Origin of the sequence: Nonomuraea polychroma (genome assembly GCF_004011505.1) — a bacterium.
GTDB classification, from domain to species: domain Bacteria; phylum Actinomycetota; class Actinomycetes; order Streptosporangiales; family Streptosporangiaceae; genus Nonomuraea; species Nonomuraea polychroma.
In genome coordinates this window covers 1,853,111-1,867,270 of record NZ_SAUN01000001.1, presented here as the reverse complement: position 1 = coordinate 1,867,270, position 14,160 = coordinate 1,853,111, and the positions used below count along the sequence as shown (strand labels likewise).

14 protein-coding genes and 1 pseudogene are annotated in these 14,160 nt (G+C 69.0%); 12 read left to right on the top strand and 3 right to left on the bottom strand.

The features are described from left to right. Positions 1-15 precede the first annotated feature (15 nt). The 7 genes from lipA to EDD27_RS08165 all read left to right on the top strand — a co-directional run bounded on the left by lipA (position 16) and on the right by EDD27_RS08165 (position 7,264). Positions 16-945 (top strand): lipoyl synthase, encoded by a 930-nt coding sequence (lipA, locus tag EDD27_RS08195; RefSeq protein WP_127931836.1) that lies wholly within the window; start codon positions 16-18, stop codon positions 943-945. Positions 946-1,040: 95 nt separating this feature from the next. Next, positions 1,041-1,997 carry an AraC-like ligand-binding domain-containing protein gene (locus EDD27_RS08190; protein WP_164903537.1) on the top strand — a complete coding sequence of 319 codons (957 nt, stop codon included), beginning with the start codon at positions 1,041-1,043 and terminating at the stop codon, positions 1,995-1,997. A gap of 93 nt (positions 1,998-2,090) precedes the next feature. Next, entirely contained in the window at positions 2,091-2,477 is a 387-nt protein-coding gene (locus EDD27_RS08185; RefSeq protein ID WP_127931834.1) for a VOC family protein, read from the top strand. Further along, the gene (locus tag EDD27_RS08180) at positions 2,453-3,265 is read left to right on the top strand and encodes an alpha/beta fold hydrolase (RefSeq protein ID WP_127931833.1); all 813 of its coding nucleotides are present in this window, start codon (positions 2,453-2,455) and stop codon (positions 3,263-3,265) included. The genes EDD27_RS08185 and EDD27_RS08180 overlap by 25 nt, the downstream gene beginning before the upstream one ends. 57 nt (positions 3,266-3,322) lie before the next feature. Further along, entirely contained in the window at positions 3,323-5,764 is a 2,442-nt protein-coding gene (locus EDD27_RS08175) for a glycoside hydrolase family 3 protein (protein ID WP_127931832.1), read from the top strand. Between the two features lie 55 nt (positions 5,765-5,819). Continuing rightward, complete coding sequence (locus EDD27_RS08170) at positions 5,820-6,500, top strand: DUF4191 domain-containing protein (RefSeq protein WP_127931831.1); 681 nt, start codon at positions 5,820-5,822, stop codon at positions 6,498-6,500. Then, positions 6,500-7,264, top strand: a complete 765-nt coding sequence (locus EDD27_RS08165; protein ID WP_127931830.1) for a class I SAM-dependent methyltransferase — start codon at positions 6,500-6,502, stop codon at positions 7,262-7,264. The genes EDD27_RS08170 and EDD27_RS08165 overlap by 1 nt, the downstream gene beginning before the upstream one ends. Before the next feature lie 98 nt (positions 7,265-7,362). On the opposite strand, the gene EDD27_RS08160 is transcribed toward EDD27_RS08165, so the two are convergent. Further along, the gene (locus tag EDD27_RS08160; protein ID WP_127931829.1) at positions 7,363-7,824 is read right to left on the bottom strand and encodes an RDD family protein; all 462 of its coding nucleotides are present in this window, start codon (positions 7,822-7,824) and stop codon (positions 7,363-7,365) included. A gap of 77 nt (positions 7,825-7,901) precedes the next feature. Between EDD27_RS08160 and EDD27_RS08155 the strand changes: the two genes are divergently transcribed. The 5 genes from EDD27_RS08155 to EDD27_RS58570 all read left to right on the top strand — a co-directional run bounded on the left by EDD27_RS08155 (position 7,902) and on the right by EDD27_RS58570 (position 11,776). Then, complete coding sequence (locus EDD27_RS08155) at positions 7,902-8,963, top strand: hypothetical protein (RefSeq protein ID WP_127931828.1); 1,062 nt, start codon at positions 7,902-7,904, stop codon at positions 8,961-8,963. 94 nt (positions 8,964-9,057) lie between these two features. Beyond that, positions 9,058-10,482 (top strand): type I glutamate--ammonia ligase, encoded by a 1,425-nt coding sequence (glnA, locus tag EDD27_RS08150; protein WP_127931827.1) that lies wholly within the window; start codon positions 9,058-9,060, stop codon positions 10,480-10,482. A 128-nt stretch (positions 10,483-10,610) separates the two neighbouring features. After that, positions 10,611-10,979 carry a type II toxin-antitoxin system RelE/ParE family toxin gene (locus EDD27_RS08145; protein WP_127931826.1) on the top strand — a complete coding sequence of 123 codons (369 nt, stop codon included), beginning with the start codon at positions 10,611-10,613 and terminating at the stop codon, positions 10,977-10,979. Further along, the gene (locus EDD27_RS08140; RefSeq protein ID WP_127931825.1) at positions 10,976-11,293 is read left to right on the top strand and encodes a helix-turn-helix domain-containing protein; all 318 of its coding nucleotides are present in this window, start codon (positions 10,976-10,978) and stop codon (positions 11,291-11,293) included. Before EDD27_RS08145 ends, EDD27_RS08140 begins: the two co-directional genes overlap by 4 nt. A gap of 30 nt (positions 11,294-11,323) precedes the next feature. Next, complete coding sequence (locus EDD27_RS58570) at positions 11,324-11,776, top strand: GntR family transcriptional regulator (RefSeq protein WP_127931824.1); 453 nt, start codon at positions 11,324-11,326, stop codon at positions 11,774-11,776. On the opposite strand, the gene EDD27_RS08130 is transcribed toward EDD27_RS58570, so the two are convergent. Beyond that, the gene (locus tag EDD27_RS08130) at positions 11,658-12,875 is read right to left on the bottom strand and encodes a reverse transcriptase domain-containing protein (RefSeq protein ID WP_127931823.1); all 1,218 of its coding nucleotides are present in this window, start codon (positions 12,873-12,875) and stop codon (positions 11,658-11,660) included. The genes EDD27_RS58570 and EDD27_RS08130 overlap by 119 nt on opposite strands. A gap of 650 nt (positions 12,876-13,525) precedes the next feature. Further along, a pseudogene (locus EDD27_RS08125) lies at positions 13,526-13,936 on the bottom strand (transposase); the annotation flags it as partial. Between the last annotated feature and the right edge of the window lie 224 nt (positions 13,937-14,160).

Genomic DNA, 14,160 nt, shown 5'->3' with positions numbered 1-14,160 from the left:
ACGTAAGCTGAGGAGGTGACCGTTGCTCCTGAAGGCCGCAAGCTCCTCCGCCTGGAGGTGCGCAACGCCGAAACCCCTATCGAGCGCAAGCCCCCGTGGATCAAGACCAAGCTCAAGACGGGCCCCGAATACACCGAGCTGAAATCGCTCGTGCGCCGCGAGGGCCTGCACACGGTCTGTGAAGAGGCGGGCTGTCCCAATATCTACGAGTGCTGGGAAGACCGCGAGGCGACCTTCCTCATCGGCGGTGACCAGTGCACGCGCCGCTGCGACTTCTGCCAGATCGACACGGGCAAGCCGAAGGAGTATGACCGCGACGAGCCGCGCCGGGTCGCCGAGTCCGTCGAGCAGATGGGCCTGAAGTACGCGACCGTGACCGGCGTCGCCCGCGACGACCTGCCCGACGGCGGGGCCTGGCTCTACGCGGAGACCGCCCGCCAGATCCACGCCCTGCTGCCCGGCTGCGGCGTCGAGCTGCTGGTGCCCGACTTCAACGGCAACCGTGACCAGCTGGAGGAGGTCTTCTCCAGCAAGCCGGAGGTGTTCGCGCACAACGTGGAGACGGTGCCGCGGATCTTCAAGCGCATCCGTCCCGCGTTCCGCTACGACCGCTCGCTCAGCGTGATCACGATGGCCCGCGAGGCCGGGCTGGTCACCAAGTCCAACCTGATCCTGGGCATGGGCGAGACCCGCGAGGAGGTCGTCGAGGCCATGCGCGACCTGCACGCGGCCGGCACCGACCTGCTGACGATCACGCAATACCTGCGGCCGACGCCCCGCCACCACCCGGTGGAGCGGTGGGTGAAGCCGGAGGAGTTCGTCGAGTTGCAGGCCGAGGCCGAGGCGATCGGGTTCGCCGGCGTCCTGTCCGGGCCGCTGGTCCGCTCCTCCTACCGGGCGGGCAAGCTCTACAAGCAGGCCATCGAGGCTCGCCAGACCGCTTGAGCCCGACTGAGGAGAGCCTCGGGCGACGCGCCCGGGGCTCCTTCATGCGCGTGCCCGGTTACGATGGCGGGGCAGCCGACGGAGGGCGACGGGGTATGGCCGTACTCATCCGCACCAGTGACCTGCCGGCCAAGCGGCGCCACGACGCCTGGCGGAGCGTCGTGTGCGACACGCTCGGCCCTCTCGACTTACGCATCGATCCCGACGCGCCGCTGCGGGGCGAGATCGAGATGGGCCGGCTCGGCCCCGTGGGCGTCGGCCGGATACGCACGTCCACCCCGCACAGCGTGCACCGCACCGCCGGGCTGATCCACCGCGACAACCCCGACCTCTACCGGGTGGTGCTGGCCCTGTCGGGCAGCCCACGCCTGGCGCAGGACGACCGGTACACGCAGCTCAGCCGCGGCGAGTTCGCGATCTATGACTTCACCAGGCCGTACGAGCTGGCCTACGACAGCGCGGTGCAGCTGGCCGTGTTCAGCTTCCCGCATGACGTGCTCGCCCTGCCCGCGGGCTCGGTGGCCCAGCTCACCGCGCTGCCCATCAGCGCCGACTCGGGCGCCGGCGCGCTGGCCGTGCCGCTGTTGCGCCGGGTGGCCACGGACCACGACACGTACGCCCCGGCCAGCGCGACCCGGTTGTCGGCCGTGGTGACGGACCTGGTCAGCACCGCGGTCGCCGAGCGTTTGGAGCTGACGCGGTCGCTGCCGGCCGACACGCGGCAGCGGACGCTGCTGCTGCACGTGCACGCCTTCATCGAGCAGCGCCTGGGTGAGATCGACCTGGACCCGGGCATGATCGCGGCCGCCCACCACATCTCCGTGCGTTACCTGCACCGGCTGTTCGAGACGGAGAACACGACGGTGGCCGCCTGGATCAGGCAGCGGCGGCTGGAGCGCTGCCGCACCGAGCTGGCCAGGGGCGGCGACGAGCCGGTGAGCGCCATCGCGGCCCGCTACGGGCTGCCGGACTCCGCGCACTTCAGCAGGCTGTTCCGGCGCGCGTACGGGATGCCGCCCGCCGAATACCGCCGCGCGAACATGGTGCGCTGAACGTCAATTCGCCTGGCACCCAGATCCAAGACCGGTGACCCCCTTCGTCAGCAGACTGTAGGCATCAACCGATCGCGGGAAGGGATCAGGAACATGCAGCTCTTCGTCAACCTGCCGGTCAAGGACCTGGACAAGTCGAAGGAGTTCTTCACCGGGCTCGGCTTCACGATCTTCGGCATGGCCGAGGGCATGGCGTCGGTGGTCATCAGTGAGGAGACTCAGGTGATGTTGCTGACCGAGCCGGTGTTCGCCTCGTTCATCGCCAAGGACGTCGCCGACGCCGCCACGGCCACCGAGGCGATCCTGGTGCTCGGGATGGAGAACCCGCAGCAAGTGGACGAGCTCGTGGACAAGGCTCTGGCGGCCGGCGCGACCCCGGCGGGCGTCAAGCACGAGGGCGGTTTCAGGTACCAGCGCGGCTTCGCCGACCTGGACGGCCACCACTGGGAGGCGCTGTGCCTGGTTCAGCCCGCGTCGTGAGCGGTAAGGCGATCTCCGCCGACGGCACTCCGATCGTGTTCGACACCTGCGGCTCGGGCCCGGCGGTGATCCTGGTCGCCGGGGCCATGATGGAGCGGGCGCACCCGACGCTGGCCGGTGTGGCGGCCGCGCTGGCGCCGTGGTTCACGGTCTGCTCCTACGACCGCAGGGGCCGCGGCGACAGCGGGGACACGGCGCCGTACGCGGTCGAGCGGGAGGTCGAGGATCTGGCCGCCGTCATGGCGGCGGCCGGCGGGTCCGCCATGGTGTTCGGCGGCTCCTCCGGGGCGGCGCTGGCTCTGGAGGCCGCCCTGCGGCTGCCGGGCATCTCCAAGCTGGCGTTGTGGGAGCCGCCGTACCACGTGGACGACAGCGCGCCCACGCTCCCCGGCGACTTCGCGGCGCAACTGGCCGCGCTGGTGGAGGCGGGCAGGCGGGCGGAGGTCGTCGAGCGGTTCCTGGTGGAGGCGGCCGAGGTGCCGGCCGAGGCGGTGGCCGCGATGCGGGGGCAGCCGTTCTGGGAGCAGGCGGAGGCGGTGGCGCACACGCTGGCGTACGAGGCCGCCGTGCTGGGTCCGGGCAACGCGCTGCCCGCTGGGCGGATCGCGGCGATCAGGCGGCCGGCGCTCGTGCTCAACGGCGAGGACAGCCCCGGATGGATGCGGAACGCGGGCGCGGCGGTAGCGGCGGCGGTGCCGGGCGCGGCTCACCGCGTGCTGGAGGACCAGACGCACGACGTCGCCGTCGAGGCGCTGGTGCCTGAGTTGCTGGAGTTCTTCGCGCTTTAGGTAACTCTAAGGTAACAAACCTATCGAGTGGTCGGTTTGCTGGGGAAAACTGGGCGGGTGGACTTCGACGAACTGATCGCCCGCCTGGACCTCACCACCAAGATCCGGCTGCTCACCGGGGCGGACATGTGGTCGCTCCCGCCCGTTCCCGAGATCGGCCTGGACCGGCTCGTGATGAGCGACGGCCCCATCGGCGTACGGGGCGAGCAGTGGAGCTCCGGCGACCCGTCGATCGCGCTGCCGAGCCCGACCGCGCTCGCCGCGACCTGGGACCTCGACCTGGTCAGGCGGGCCGGGCGGCTGCTCGCTCAGGAGTCCGGGCGCAAGGGGGTGCACGTGCTGCTCGCCCCCACGCTCAACCTGCACCGCTCGCCGCTCGGCGGGCGGCATTTCGAGTGTTTCTCCGAGGATCCGTATCTGACGGGTGAGGTCGGCGCGGCGTACGTCGAAGGCGTGCAGGAGGGCGGGGTGGCCACCACGCCCAAGCACTTCGTGGCCAACGACTTCGAGACCGACCGGTTCACCGTGGACGTGCGGGTGGACGAGAAGGCGTTGCGAGAGGTGTACTTGGCGCCCTTCGAGCGGGTGGTGCGGGCGGGCGCCTGGGGCGTCATGACGGCGTACAACTCGGTCAACGGCACGACCATGACCGAGAACGCGGAGCTGGTCAACGGGGTGTTGAAGGGCGAGTGGGGGTTCGACGGGTTCGTCGTGTCCGACTGGACGGCGGTGCGGTCCACCGAGGCGGCCGCCATGGGCGGGACCGATGTGGCCATGCCGGGGCCGTACGGGCCGTGGGGCGAGAAGCTGGTGACGGCGGTGCGGGAAGGGCGGGTGCCCGAGGCCGTCATCGATGACCGGATCCGCCGCATCCTGCGCCTGGCCGCCCGCGTCGGCGCCCTGCATGCGCCGGCCACCCAGCCCACCAGCGCTCCGCAGGGCGAATCCGGCAGGACCGGTCAGGCGGGCGCAGGCGGCGGCGAATGGGCGGATGCGGGCACAGGCGCCGTTGCGGGCACAGGGACGGATGGCGAGGTGATCGATGGTGTGGCGCTGGCGCGTGAGGTCGCCGCACGCGCGTTCACGCTGCTCACCAACGACGGCGTCCTGCCGCTCCAAGGCGCTCCGGCGATCGCCGTGATCGGCGCGGCCGCGAACGAGGCGCGCGTCATGGGCGGCGGCAGCGCCCAGGTCTTCCCCGACCGGATCATCTCACCTCTGGAGGGCCTGGCCGAGCGCACCGACGTCCGGTACGCGATCGGCACCGACCCCCGGGTCCGCCTGGCGGCGATCTCCTCCCCCAGCCGGGCTCTGTTCCTGGACGAGAAGGGCGGCGTGCTGGCCGAGCACCCGCTGGCCGGCGGCGAGGCACGCTGGATCGGCCAGCTGCCGCCGGACGTGGACGGCGACCGGCTCAAGGCGGTCCGGCTGGTGACCACGTACACGCCGGGGCTGTCGGGTGAGCACCAGCTGTCGGTCACCGGTGCGGGCGCCTTCACCGTCACCGTGAACGGCGAGACCGTCTTCGACGACACCGTCGAGCCGCCGGTCGGCGACCCGGCCGCGGCGTTCCTGTCTCCGCCGGAGCGGCGGGTGAGCGTGCCGATGACGGCGGGCGAGCCGTACGAGGTGACTGTGACGCACCCCACGGGGACGTTCGGCGGCATGACGGTCGTGTCCTTCACGCTCGGCCACGCCGACCCGAGCCCCGGGGAGGAAGCGCTGCTGGCCGAGGCGGTGCGGGTGGCGGCGGAGTGTGACGTGGCGGTGGTCGTGGCCGGGACCACGCCGGAGGTGGAGAGCGAGGGCTTCGACCGTACGGACCTCAGGCTGCCGGGGCGGCAGGACGAGCTGATCCGCGCGGTGGCCGCGGCCAACCCGCGCACGGTGGTCGTGGTCAACACGGGCTCGCCGGTCGAGATGCCGTGGGCGGAGGAGGTGGCTGCGGTGCTGCTCACCTGGTTCCCGGGGCAGGAGGCGGGGGCGGCGCTGGCGGACGTGCTTTTCGGGGACGCCGAGCCGGGCGGGCGGCTGCCGACGACGTGGCCACGCCGTCTGCAGGACGCTCCCGTGGCCGGCGTGACGCCCGTGGACGGGGCGGTGGCGTACGAGGAGGGCGTGCTCATCGGATACCGGGCCTGGCAGCGGTCGGGGAAGGAGCCGGCGTTCTGGTTCGGGCACGGCCTGGGCTACACGACCTGGTCCTACGACTCCATCGCCGCCGAGGGCACCAGCGTCACCGTGGCCGTCACCAACACGGGCGATCGCCCGGGCCGCGAGGTCGTGCAGCTCTACGTGGCCGACGGGGCCGAGCGGCGGCTGGCCGGGTTCGACGTGGTCGAGGCCGAGCCGGGGCAGACGGTGATCACCACGGTCTTCCTGCCCGAGCGCGCCTTCCAGGTGTGGGAGGACGGGTGGCGCACGGTCGCGGGCGAGCACACGATCGAGGCGGCGCGTTCCGTGGCCGACCCCCGGCTTTCGGTCCAGGTGAAGATCTGAAAACGGCCGGGGCGCGTTTTCCATACTGCTCCACTTGGTTTGTATCCTTCTGAGCATGGCAAAGTCCGAGGACCCAGAGAAGCCGGGGCGCATCAAGCAGCTCCGCATGATCGCGCAGATCATCAAGCAGGCCAACCCCAAGGGGATGCCGACCGTTTTCCTCTCGGCGGTGGGCACGCTGGCGGTGGTCGTCGTGATCGGCCTGGTCACGGACTATTTGTGGTATTCGATCTTCATCGGCATCCTGGCCGCGATCACCGTCGGCCTCGTGGTGTTCGGCCAGCTCGCGCAGAGGGCGCAATACTCGATCCTGCACGGGCAGACCGGCGCCGCGGCCGCGGTGTTGCAGGGCATGCGCGGCAACTGGCAGGTCACCCCGGCCATCGCGGTCAACCGCGACCAGGACCTGGTGCATCTCGTGGTCGGTCACCCGGGTGTCGTGCTGGTGTCCGAGGGACCGGGCAACAGGGTGGCGAAGATGCTGGCGGCCGAGAAGAAGCGGGTCGCGCGGATCGCACTGGGCATCGAGATCTACGACATCCAGTGCGGTGACGGCGAGGGGCAGGTGCCGCTCGGCAAGCTGCAGCGCCACCTCATGAAGCTGCCCCGCAACCTGAAGAAGCCCGCCGTCAACGAGGTCAAGGACCGCCTGCGTTCGCTGCCGCGCAACATGCCGCTGCCCAAGGGCCCGATGCCCAAGGGTGCCCGCATCCCGCGCGGCCCGAAGATGCGCTAGTGCTGTCCGTTTCGTCGCGGGCCAATCGGGGCTGGTGGGACGGCAACGCCGACGACTACCAGGTCGAGCACGGCGGCTTCCTGCGTGACACCGGGTTCGTGTGGTGTCCGGAAGGGGTGGACGAGGCCGAGGCGCATCTTCTCGGCGAGGTGCGCGGGCGGCGCGTGCTGGAGATCGGCTGCGGTGCGGCGCAGTGCGCGCGCTGGCTGGTGACGCAGGGGGCCGAGGTGGCGGCGTTCGACCTGTCGCACCGGCAGCTGCGCCATGCTCAGCGCATCGATCTGGAGACGGGGCTGCACGTGCCGGTGGTGCAGGCAGACGCCGAGTCGCTGCCGTTCGCCGGCGCCACCTTCGATCTGGCGTGCTCGGCGTTCGGGGCGTTGCCGTTCGTGGCCGACCCGCTCGCCGTGTTCGGCGAGGTACGCAGGGTGCTCAGGCCGGGCGGCCGGTTCGTGTTCTCGGTGAGCCATCCGATCCGGTGGGCGTTCCCCGACGACCCGGGGCCGCGTGGGCTGACCTCCGACCGGTCCTACTTCGACCGGTCGCCCTATGAGGAACGCGACGAACGGGGCGCGGTCACGTACGTCGAGCACCACCGGACGCTGGCCGACTGGGTGAACCTGCTGGTGGCCTCCGGCCTGACGATCACGGGGCTGCTGGAGCCGGAGTGGCCGGAGGGGCACGAGCGGGTGTGGGGCGGCTGGAGCCCGCTCCGCGGCCGCCACATCCCGGGCACGGTGATCTTCAGCTGCTCCCGAGCCTAGCGCCTTCAGCTGCTCTGGAAACTCAGCCAGCTGCTCCGGAAACTCAGCGCCACAGCGTGGAGGAGCTCCTTCGGCTCACCGACGCGCCGGTTGATCGGTCACATCCGTACGACCATGGTGTTGGAGGCGCGGTCGTGCACGCCGCGCTGGTCGCGGTCGAAGATCAGTGCGGGCACCACCAGGCACAGCAGCACGGTGCGGACCAGCACAGGCAGCCAGCGGGGAATCCCACCGTCCATCGCGGCGACCCTGATGCCCATCAGCCGGTGCCCGAACGTCTGCCCCATGAACCCGACCAGGATCAGGTATTGCACGGCGAACACGGCCATGGGCGCCCACGGCGACTCGGCCGGATTCATCCGCAGCAGCAGCTGCACGACCGCCCACGTGCAAATCACCCAGTCGATGACGAGCGCGCCGATCCTGCGGCCCCACCCCGCGATCGACCCGCTGCCCTCTTCGGGCAGGCCCAGGCGCTGCCCGGGGTATCCGAGATCGACGCCGGCGGCCCGGACCCCGCCGAGCCACGTCTGCGTCCACCGAGGCTCCTTGCTGCTCATGCCCTCAACGGTATCCGCCCGGCACGGCGGTCGGCATTGTGACCCAACCGCGTCTTGGAGCGGCCACGATGTACGCCATGCCACACGGGGATGACCTTGATGAGCGTTTCAACGAGCTGGTCGCGCAGATCGACGCCGAGGAGCGGCGCAGGATGCGGACCGCCGCCAAGAAGGGGGCCAGAACGGGGCGCCGGAGCCGATCAGGACGCACGCCCGGCCACGCCGACCGCCTGTCGGACGGCCGGACCGATCACTTAGCCGGGCCCCGGCCCCGCATAGGGCGGGCCTGGCTGACGATGGCCACGATCACGGCGCTGATCGCGGCCGCGGGCGTGGTCGTCACCCTCCGCCCCGACCTGCTGACCCCCTCAGGCGCGATACCGGCGGAGACCATCCCTGTGGCAGCCGCTCCCCTGCCCGAGGAGCCCGAGAAGACAGCGGAAGAGGAGCCGGCGGGGCCGTTCGCGGGGTCCCCGGCGGAGGACTGGCCGGAGGGCGTGGACGGTTTCGTCATGCCCGAGGCCAAGGCGCTCGGCGGGCTGTCGAAGAAGGACGTGGCCAAGGGCCTGGAGCGCACGCGCGAGCTGCTGGCGGCGGCCTACCTGGACAGGAAGACGCTCCTGGGTGGCAAGCCGGACGCCTTCGCGAAACTGCTCGCCGATGAGCAGCGCGACTGGTTCCGCGACGGTCTGGACGACGCCGACGCCTCCACCCGCCACCTCGTGAACAGCTTCGCGCCCGGAACCGCCGAACTCGCCACCGACGTGATCAAGGTGAAGGGGCGCGTCACGCTCGGCACGTTCAAGGACGGCGGCGTGCGCGGGGTCACGGTGAAGCTGAACCATCTGATCGTGTACGCGGTGCACCGGCCCGGGCAGCCGCAGACCACGATCCGGCTCGTCGCGCACGCCACCGGCGAGGTGCGACTGCAGCGCGCCCCGGGTCTGCCGTTCCTCTGGCTGGAGCGCTTCGGCGCGAGCCCGACACCGGCCCGCTGCGATGTCGAGGACGGCTACATTCACCCGGTCTACCGCGATTCGCCCCCGGACGAATCGCCGGTCACCGGCACGCCCGTCGACCCCTACGAACTCGACACGCCGGAGACCGACGCCGACTGCCAGGCGGCTCAGCCCACCTGACGCTGCGTAACACGTGCGAAACAATCGAGACACCATCTGGAAACCGCCACGCCCTAGCGTCGGCATGATGGCCAGTCCCCAGGGAGGTTCGAGAGTGTTCAACTCCGCCGACGACGTCCTGAAGTTCATCAGTGACGAAGGGGTGCAGTTCGTCGATGTCAGGTTCACCGACCTGCCGGGGACGACGCATCACTTCACCTTCCCGGTAGAGAACTTCAGCGGAAGCGTCTTCACCGACGGGCTCATGTTCGACGGCTCGTCGATCCGCGGCTTCCAAGCGATCCACGAGTCGGACATGCTTCTGCTGCCCGACCCGTCGAGTGCCGTGGTGGACCCGTTCCGCCAGCACAAGACGCTCAACATCAACTTCTTCGTGCACGACCCGCTGACCGGTGAGGCCTACAGCCGCGACCCGCGTAACGTGGCGCGCAAGGCGGAGGAATTCCTCAAGGGCACGGGCATCGCCGACACGGTCTACTTCGGTCCCGAAGCCGAGTTCTACATCTTCGACGACGTGCGCTTCGAGACGAAGCAGAACGCCGGCTATTACTACATCGACTCCATCGAGGGCGCCTGGAACACCGGTAAGGCGACCGAGGGCGGCAACCTCGGCTACAAGCCGCGCTACAAGGGCGGCTACTTCCCGGTCCCGCCGATGGACCACTTCACCGACCTGCGCTCGGAGATGGTGCGCAACCTCATCGAGTGCGGCATCGATGTCGAGATGCAGCACCACGAGGTCGGCACCGCCGGTCAGGCGGAGATCGACTTCAAGTTCGGCACGCTGCTCAAGACCGCCGACAACCTGATGCTCTACAAGTACGTCATCAAGAGCACGGCCCTCGAGTACGGCCACACGGTGACGTTCATGCCGAAGCCGATCTTCGGCGACAACGGCTCGGGCATGCACTGCCACCAGTCGCTGTGGAAGGACGGCTCGCCGCTCTTCTACGACGAGGTCGGCTACGCCGGTCTGTCGGACACGGCCCGCTACTACATCGGCGGCCTGCTCAAGCACGCCCCGTCGCTGCTGGCCTTCACCAACCCGACGGTCAACTCCTACCACCGTCTGGTGCCGGGCTACGAGGCGCCGGTCAACCTGGTCTACTCGCAGCGCAACCGGTCGGCCTGCGTCCGCATCCCGATCACCGGCTCCAACCCGAAGGCCAAGCGCATCGAGTTCCGCGTGCCGGACCCGTCGTGCAACCCGTACTTCGCGTTCTCGGCCATGCTGATGGCGGGCATCGACGGCATCCGCAACAAGATCGAGCCGCCGGAGCCGGTCGACAAGGACCTCTACGAGCTTCCGCCCGAGGAGGCCCGCAACATCCCGCAGGTGCCCGGCTCGCTCACCGACGTGCTCAACGCGCTGGAGGAGGACCACGACTACCTGCTCGAGGGCGGCGTGTTCACGCCTGACCTGATCGAGACGTGGATCTCGTACAAGCGGGAGAACGAGGTGGACCCGATCCGTCTGCGTCCGCACCCGCACGAGTTCGAGCTCTACTACGACGTCTGATCCGATCTGATCGAAAAAGGCCCGGACCCGAAGAGGGTGCCGGGCCTTTCACATTCCGACGGTTGGATCTGGCGCGTTATCGAGGCTTTGGCTACCCTGATACGTATAGGAAAAGCTATACTTCAAGGGTGGCGTGGGAGATCAACAAGACCGACGAACTCTGGGACTGGTTCCAGGGTCTCGACCGGGCCAGTCAGCTCCGGATCACCGAGGCCGTCGACCTACTCGCCGAGACCGGCCCAGCTCTGGGGCGCCCCCTAGTAGATACCCTGAAAGGCGCTCAGGTAGCCAACCTGAAGGAGTTGCGGCCAGGGTCGTCGGGGCGCAGCGAGATCCGCATCCTGTTCGCGTTCGACCCGTGGCGTGAGGCGATCTTGCTGATCGGCGGCGACAAGTCCGGTAACTGGTCAGGCTGGTATCGCGAGTGGATTCCCTGGGCGGAAGCGCGCTACGAGCAGTATTTGAAGGAACGGGAAGCGGAAGAGGGGCAGCGGTGAGCGGACACAGCAAGTGGGACCGGGAAGCGGTCGCGGCCCAGTTCACGCCGGAGGAGCGGGCGCAGGCGCGTCGTGAAATCGACGCCTACGTGGTCGGCCACCGGCTTGCCGAGCAGCGCAAGCGGGAGGGGCTGACACAGGCGGAGGTAGCCGAACGCATGGGTGTCACCAAGGGCCGAGTCTCGCAGATCGAGCGCGGCGATGTGGCCACCATGGAACTGGTCGGCCGCTACGCGGCGGCCATCGGCTGGCACGTGCGGACAGTGCTGGCCAAGGACAGCGGCGAGATCATCCCCTTGTACGACGCCGTATAACCGAGGCAAGTCCCTGGGGCCCTTGCGGGAATGCGCCGCTCCCCTTGGCTTCGCGCTAGGCGTGCCCGATGGCGCGACGTTCCATCGCTGCCCCAGGCCTGCACCATGGGGTTGAGGTCGGACACGTGCGACCAGAGCCTTCCTGCCCGCGCCCGTCGTGAGGTATCCCGAGGTCCTGCACGACCTCCGGACCAAATCCTCGACGGCACCTACCCGGCGGGGGAACCACTCCCCCACACCGCCGTACTGAAAGAGACCTACGGCGTCGGCGCGCACGTCATCACCAGGTCAATGAAGGAACTCAAGGAGCAGGGCCTGATCTGGCGCGTCGCCAACAAGGGCATGATCGTCCTAGGGCCAGCCGTCAGCATCGGGATCCCCATGGCCATCGAGCGGCGCGACGAGCCCACCGCATGGGCGGCGCGGCGTTGGCCCCGTGCAGGGACCGCACCTCGGCGCGCATCCTGTTCCGGATCCGTCTGACGGCCTCGCGGCTGGGCTTGATCAGCAGCTTGCCGTGATAGCGGCGGATGGTGAAACCGAGGAAGTCACAGCCCTCTTCGAGGTGGACGACGCGCGTCTTGTCCTCGTTGAAGATCAGTCCTTTCGGCCTCAGCCACTCGGCAAGGCGGGCCTTGACCTGCTCGGCCTGTTCCCGTGAATGGCAGGGGGCGACAAGATCGTCAGCGTATCTCACCAGCAGCGGGGAGCCCGGCATGGTGTCACCGGCACGACGGCCGGTCTGCCGGTACCGGACTCCCGCAGCCATCTCCATCCCGTGCAGGGCGATGTTCAAGAGCACGGGGCTGATCACTCCGCCTTGAGGAGTTCCCTCCTCGGTCGGCGTGAACCGGCCTTCCTCGACCACACCCGCTCGCAGCCACTGCCCGATCTTTCCCCGCGCGGGGAACGTGCCCAGTTGCTGGAGAAGGTGGTCGTGGTCGATGCGGTCGAACGCCGCTGCCAGGTCCGCGTCCAGGACCCACCGGCGGCGGGCCTTGCTGCCCTTGGCCGTCCAGTAGATCGCTGCGATCGCATCCTGACAGCTGCGGCCGGGCCGAAAGCCGTACGACTTCGGCTCGAACCGCGCCTCCCACTCCTCCAGTGCCTGGGAGACCCGGGCTTGCTCGACCCGGTCCAGGATCACGGGAATGCCGAGTGGGCGTCTCTTGCCGCCTGGCTTGGGAATGTACATCCGCTTGACGGGCCGGGCCGTGCCTGGGCTTGCCCGGTGCTGGACCCGGTGGGCCAGTTCCGCTTTGCCCCAGGCGGTCAGGACGACCTGACCGTCGATCCCGGCCGTCTTGCGTCCTGCGTTGATCTCCGTCACCCGTCGCACGCTGACCAGCGTGTTGGACCAGGAACGGAGCATCAGTTTCTGCAAGTTGCGGACCCTTTTGAGGTCCCCTGCCTGCGATGCCGTAAAGATTCTCTGCCGCAGTCGCCGTACTGACTCTTCCTGGTCCCGCCAGTCGATGGCATCCCAGTCGAGCGGCGTGTCCTCCGGTCCGTTCACCGCAGCGGTGCTGGTCGCAGCCAGATCGGCAGCGGGTATGACCGTCGCGGTGTCTAACTTGTCCATCGGTTCCGGTTCCTGTTCGGTCGAGTTCTTCACAGGCTCACCCGGCCCACGTCAGCACCCTTTCGGGTCCGGGCAGCCGCCCGTATCCGGCCAGTTATGCGGGACTCGGCGGAGGTGCCGATTCTGTGTCCCGGTTTCCTGCTGCCTTTCGGCGGCCGGCGTTAGCTTCTTGGGCCGTCCTGCACCCGCTGGGGAGCTGGGCCTTCCTTACGGTCGGCTGACCTGACCAATGGGTCTGGACCCCAACGGGGTTGTCGCGTTCCGCACGTATGAGATGCGACCGAGGTGGGCGCCCTCATTACTCCGCGACGGTGGTGTCCTCCCGGTCGACTCGGTGTCTTCGACCGGCACCTGCCGCTTCTCAACGGCCAGTCCTGCACCCCGCTACTGCTTCCCATCGGCGAGGCTTGCCATCACGGAGCATCGTTGAGGGTTCAGTGAGCTTCACCCGTCCGGTCTTCCCCTTGCCTGTCGCCCCCGGATGGAACGAGGGATCTTGGGCTTCTTCCCCGAGCTTCACACCCCGCCGTTACCAGCGACGCATGTCGAGGAGGGGACGGGCCTTGGACACTGGCCCGGGTTACGTCATCGGCGCCATGCCGACCTCCTCCCTACGCAACCACTCACAGCGTGCGACCTCGCGTCGCACCACCGATCTGGCAGTTGGTGATCTTCCCCGCGGTGCCGGTGTACTGGCGCTGCACCCCGGCCGAGCAGATGCCGGCCTTCTCAAACCCGGTGTCGTCGCCGACCAGGACCCCGCCGGGGTGGCCCAGAGAGGCGAGCACATAGTTGCGGATGTCGTCACGGACCCTGTGCTCGTCCCACACCGCCGCGTTGAACAGCCGCTGCATCCCATCCGGCGTGCGGTCACCGGCATATTCGGCCAGTGTCCAGCCGTTCTTGCGCTCCAGACCCGACAGCAGACCCTCGACGCACGAGCGGGCGCGAAGCCGGACCTCTCGCCGCTTGAACCGCCCCGCGACCTGGGCGAACGCGTCATCCAGACCCGACTGCAGACGGGCCGCGTCAAAGTGCTCTACGCTGACCAACACGGCCATCGCATGATCTTCAGTTCCATCACACCTGAATGATCACAGCGGTGGCCGTACCCCTTTAACGCGCGTACGTACGGACCACACGTACGGGCCTACCGCTCCGCATGGGCGATCACCAAGCCCTGAGCACGATCTGCGGCTGCCCTATTACATCAACGAGTTCATCTGGAAGCCTGCCCTTGAGCGGGTAGGTGTGATCTCCAAGGATCGGCCCGCCCCAATTCCGG

What these genes read in the sequence shown, in the direction of transcription:
- EDD27_RS08160 (WP_127931829.1), bottom strand. Translation starts at nt 7,824, where the DNA reads ATGAGCAGCAAGGAGCCTCGGTGGACGCAGACGTGGCTCGGCGGGGTC.
- EDD27_RS58570 (WP_127931824.1), top strand. Translation starts at nt 11,324, where the DNA reads ATGCGCCGCTCCCCTTGGCTTCGCGCTAGGCGTGCCCGATGGCGCGAC.
- EDD27_RS08130 (WP_127931823.1), bottom strand. Translation starts at nt 12,875, where the DNA reads ATGGACAAGTTAGACACCGCGACGGTCATACCCGCTGCCGATCTGGCT.
- EDD27_RS08185 (WP_127931834.1), top strand. Translation starts at nt 2,091, where the DNA reads ATGCAGCTCTTCGTCAACCTGCCGGTCAAGGACCTGGACAAGTCGAAG.
- EDD27_RS08155 (WP_127931828.1), top strand. Translation starts at nt 7,902, where the DNA reads ATGCCACACGGGGATGACCTTGATGAGCGTTTCAACGAGCTGGTCGCG.
- EDD27_RS08190 (WP_164903537.1), top strand. Translation starts at nt 1,041, where the DNA reads ATGGCCGTACTCATCCGCACCAGTGACCTGCCGGCCAAGCGGCGCCAC.
- EDD27_RS08170 (WP_127931831.1), top strand. Translation starts at nt 5,820, where the DNA reads ATGGCAAAGTCCGAGGACCCAGAGAAGCCGGGGCGCATCAAGCAGCTC.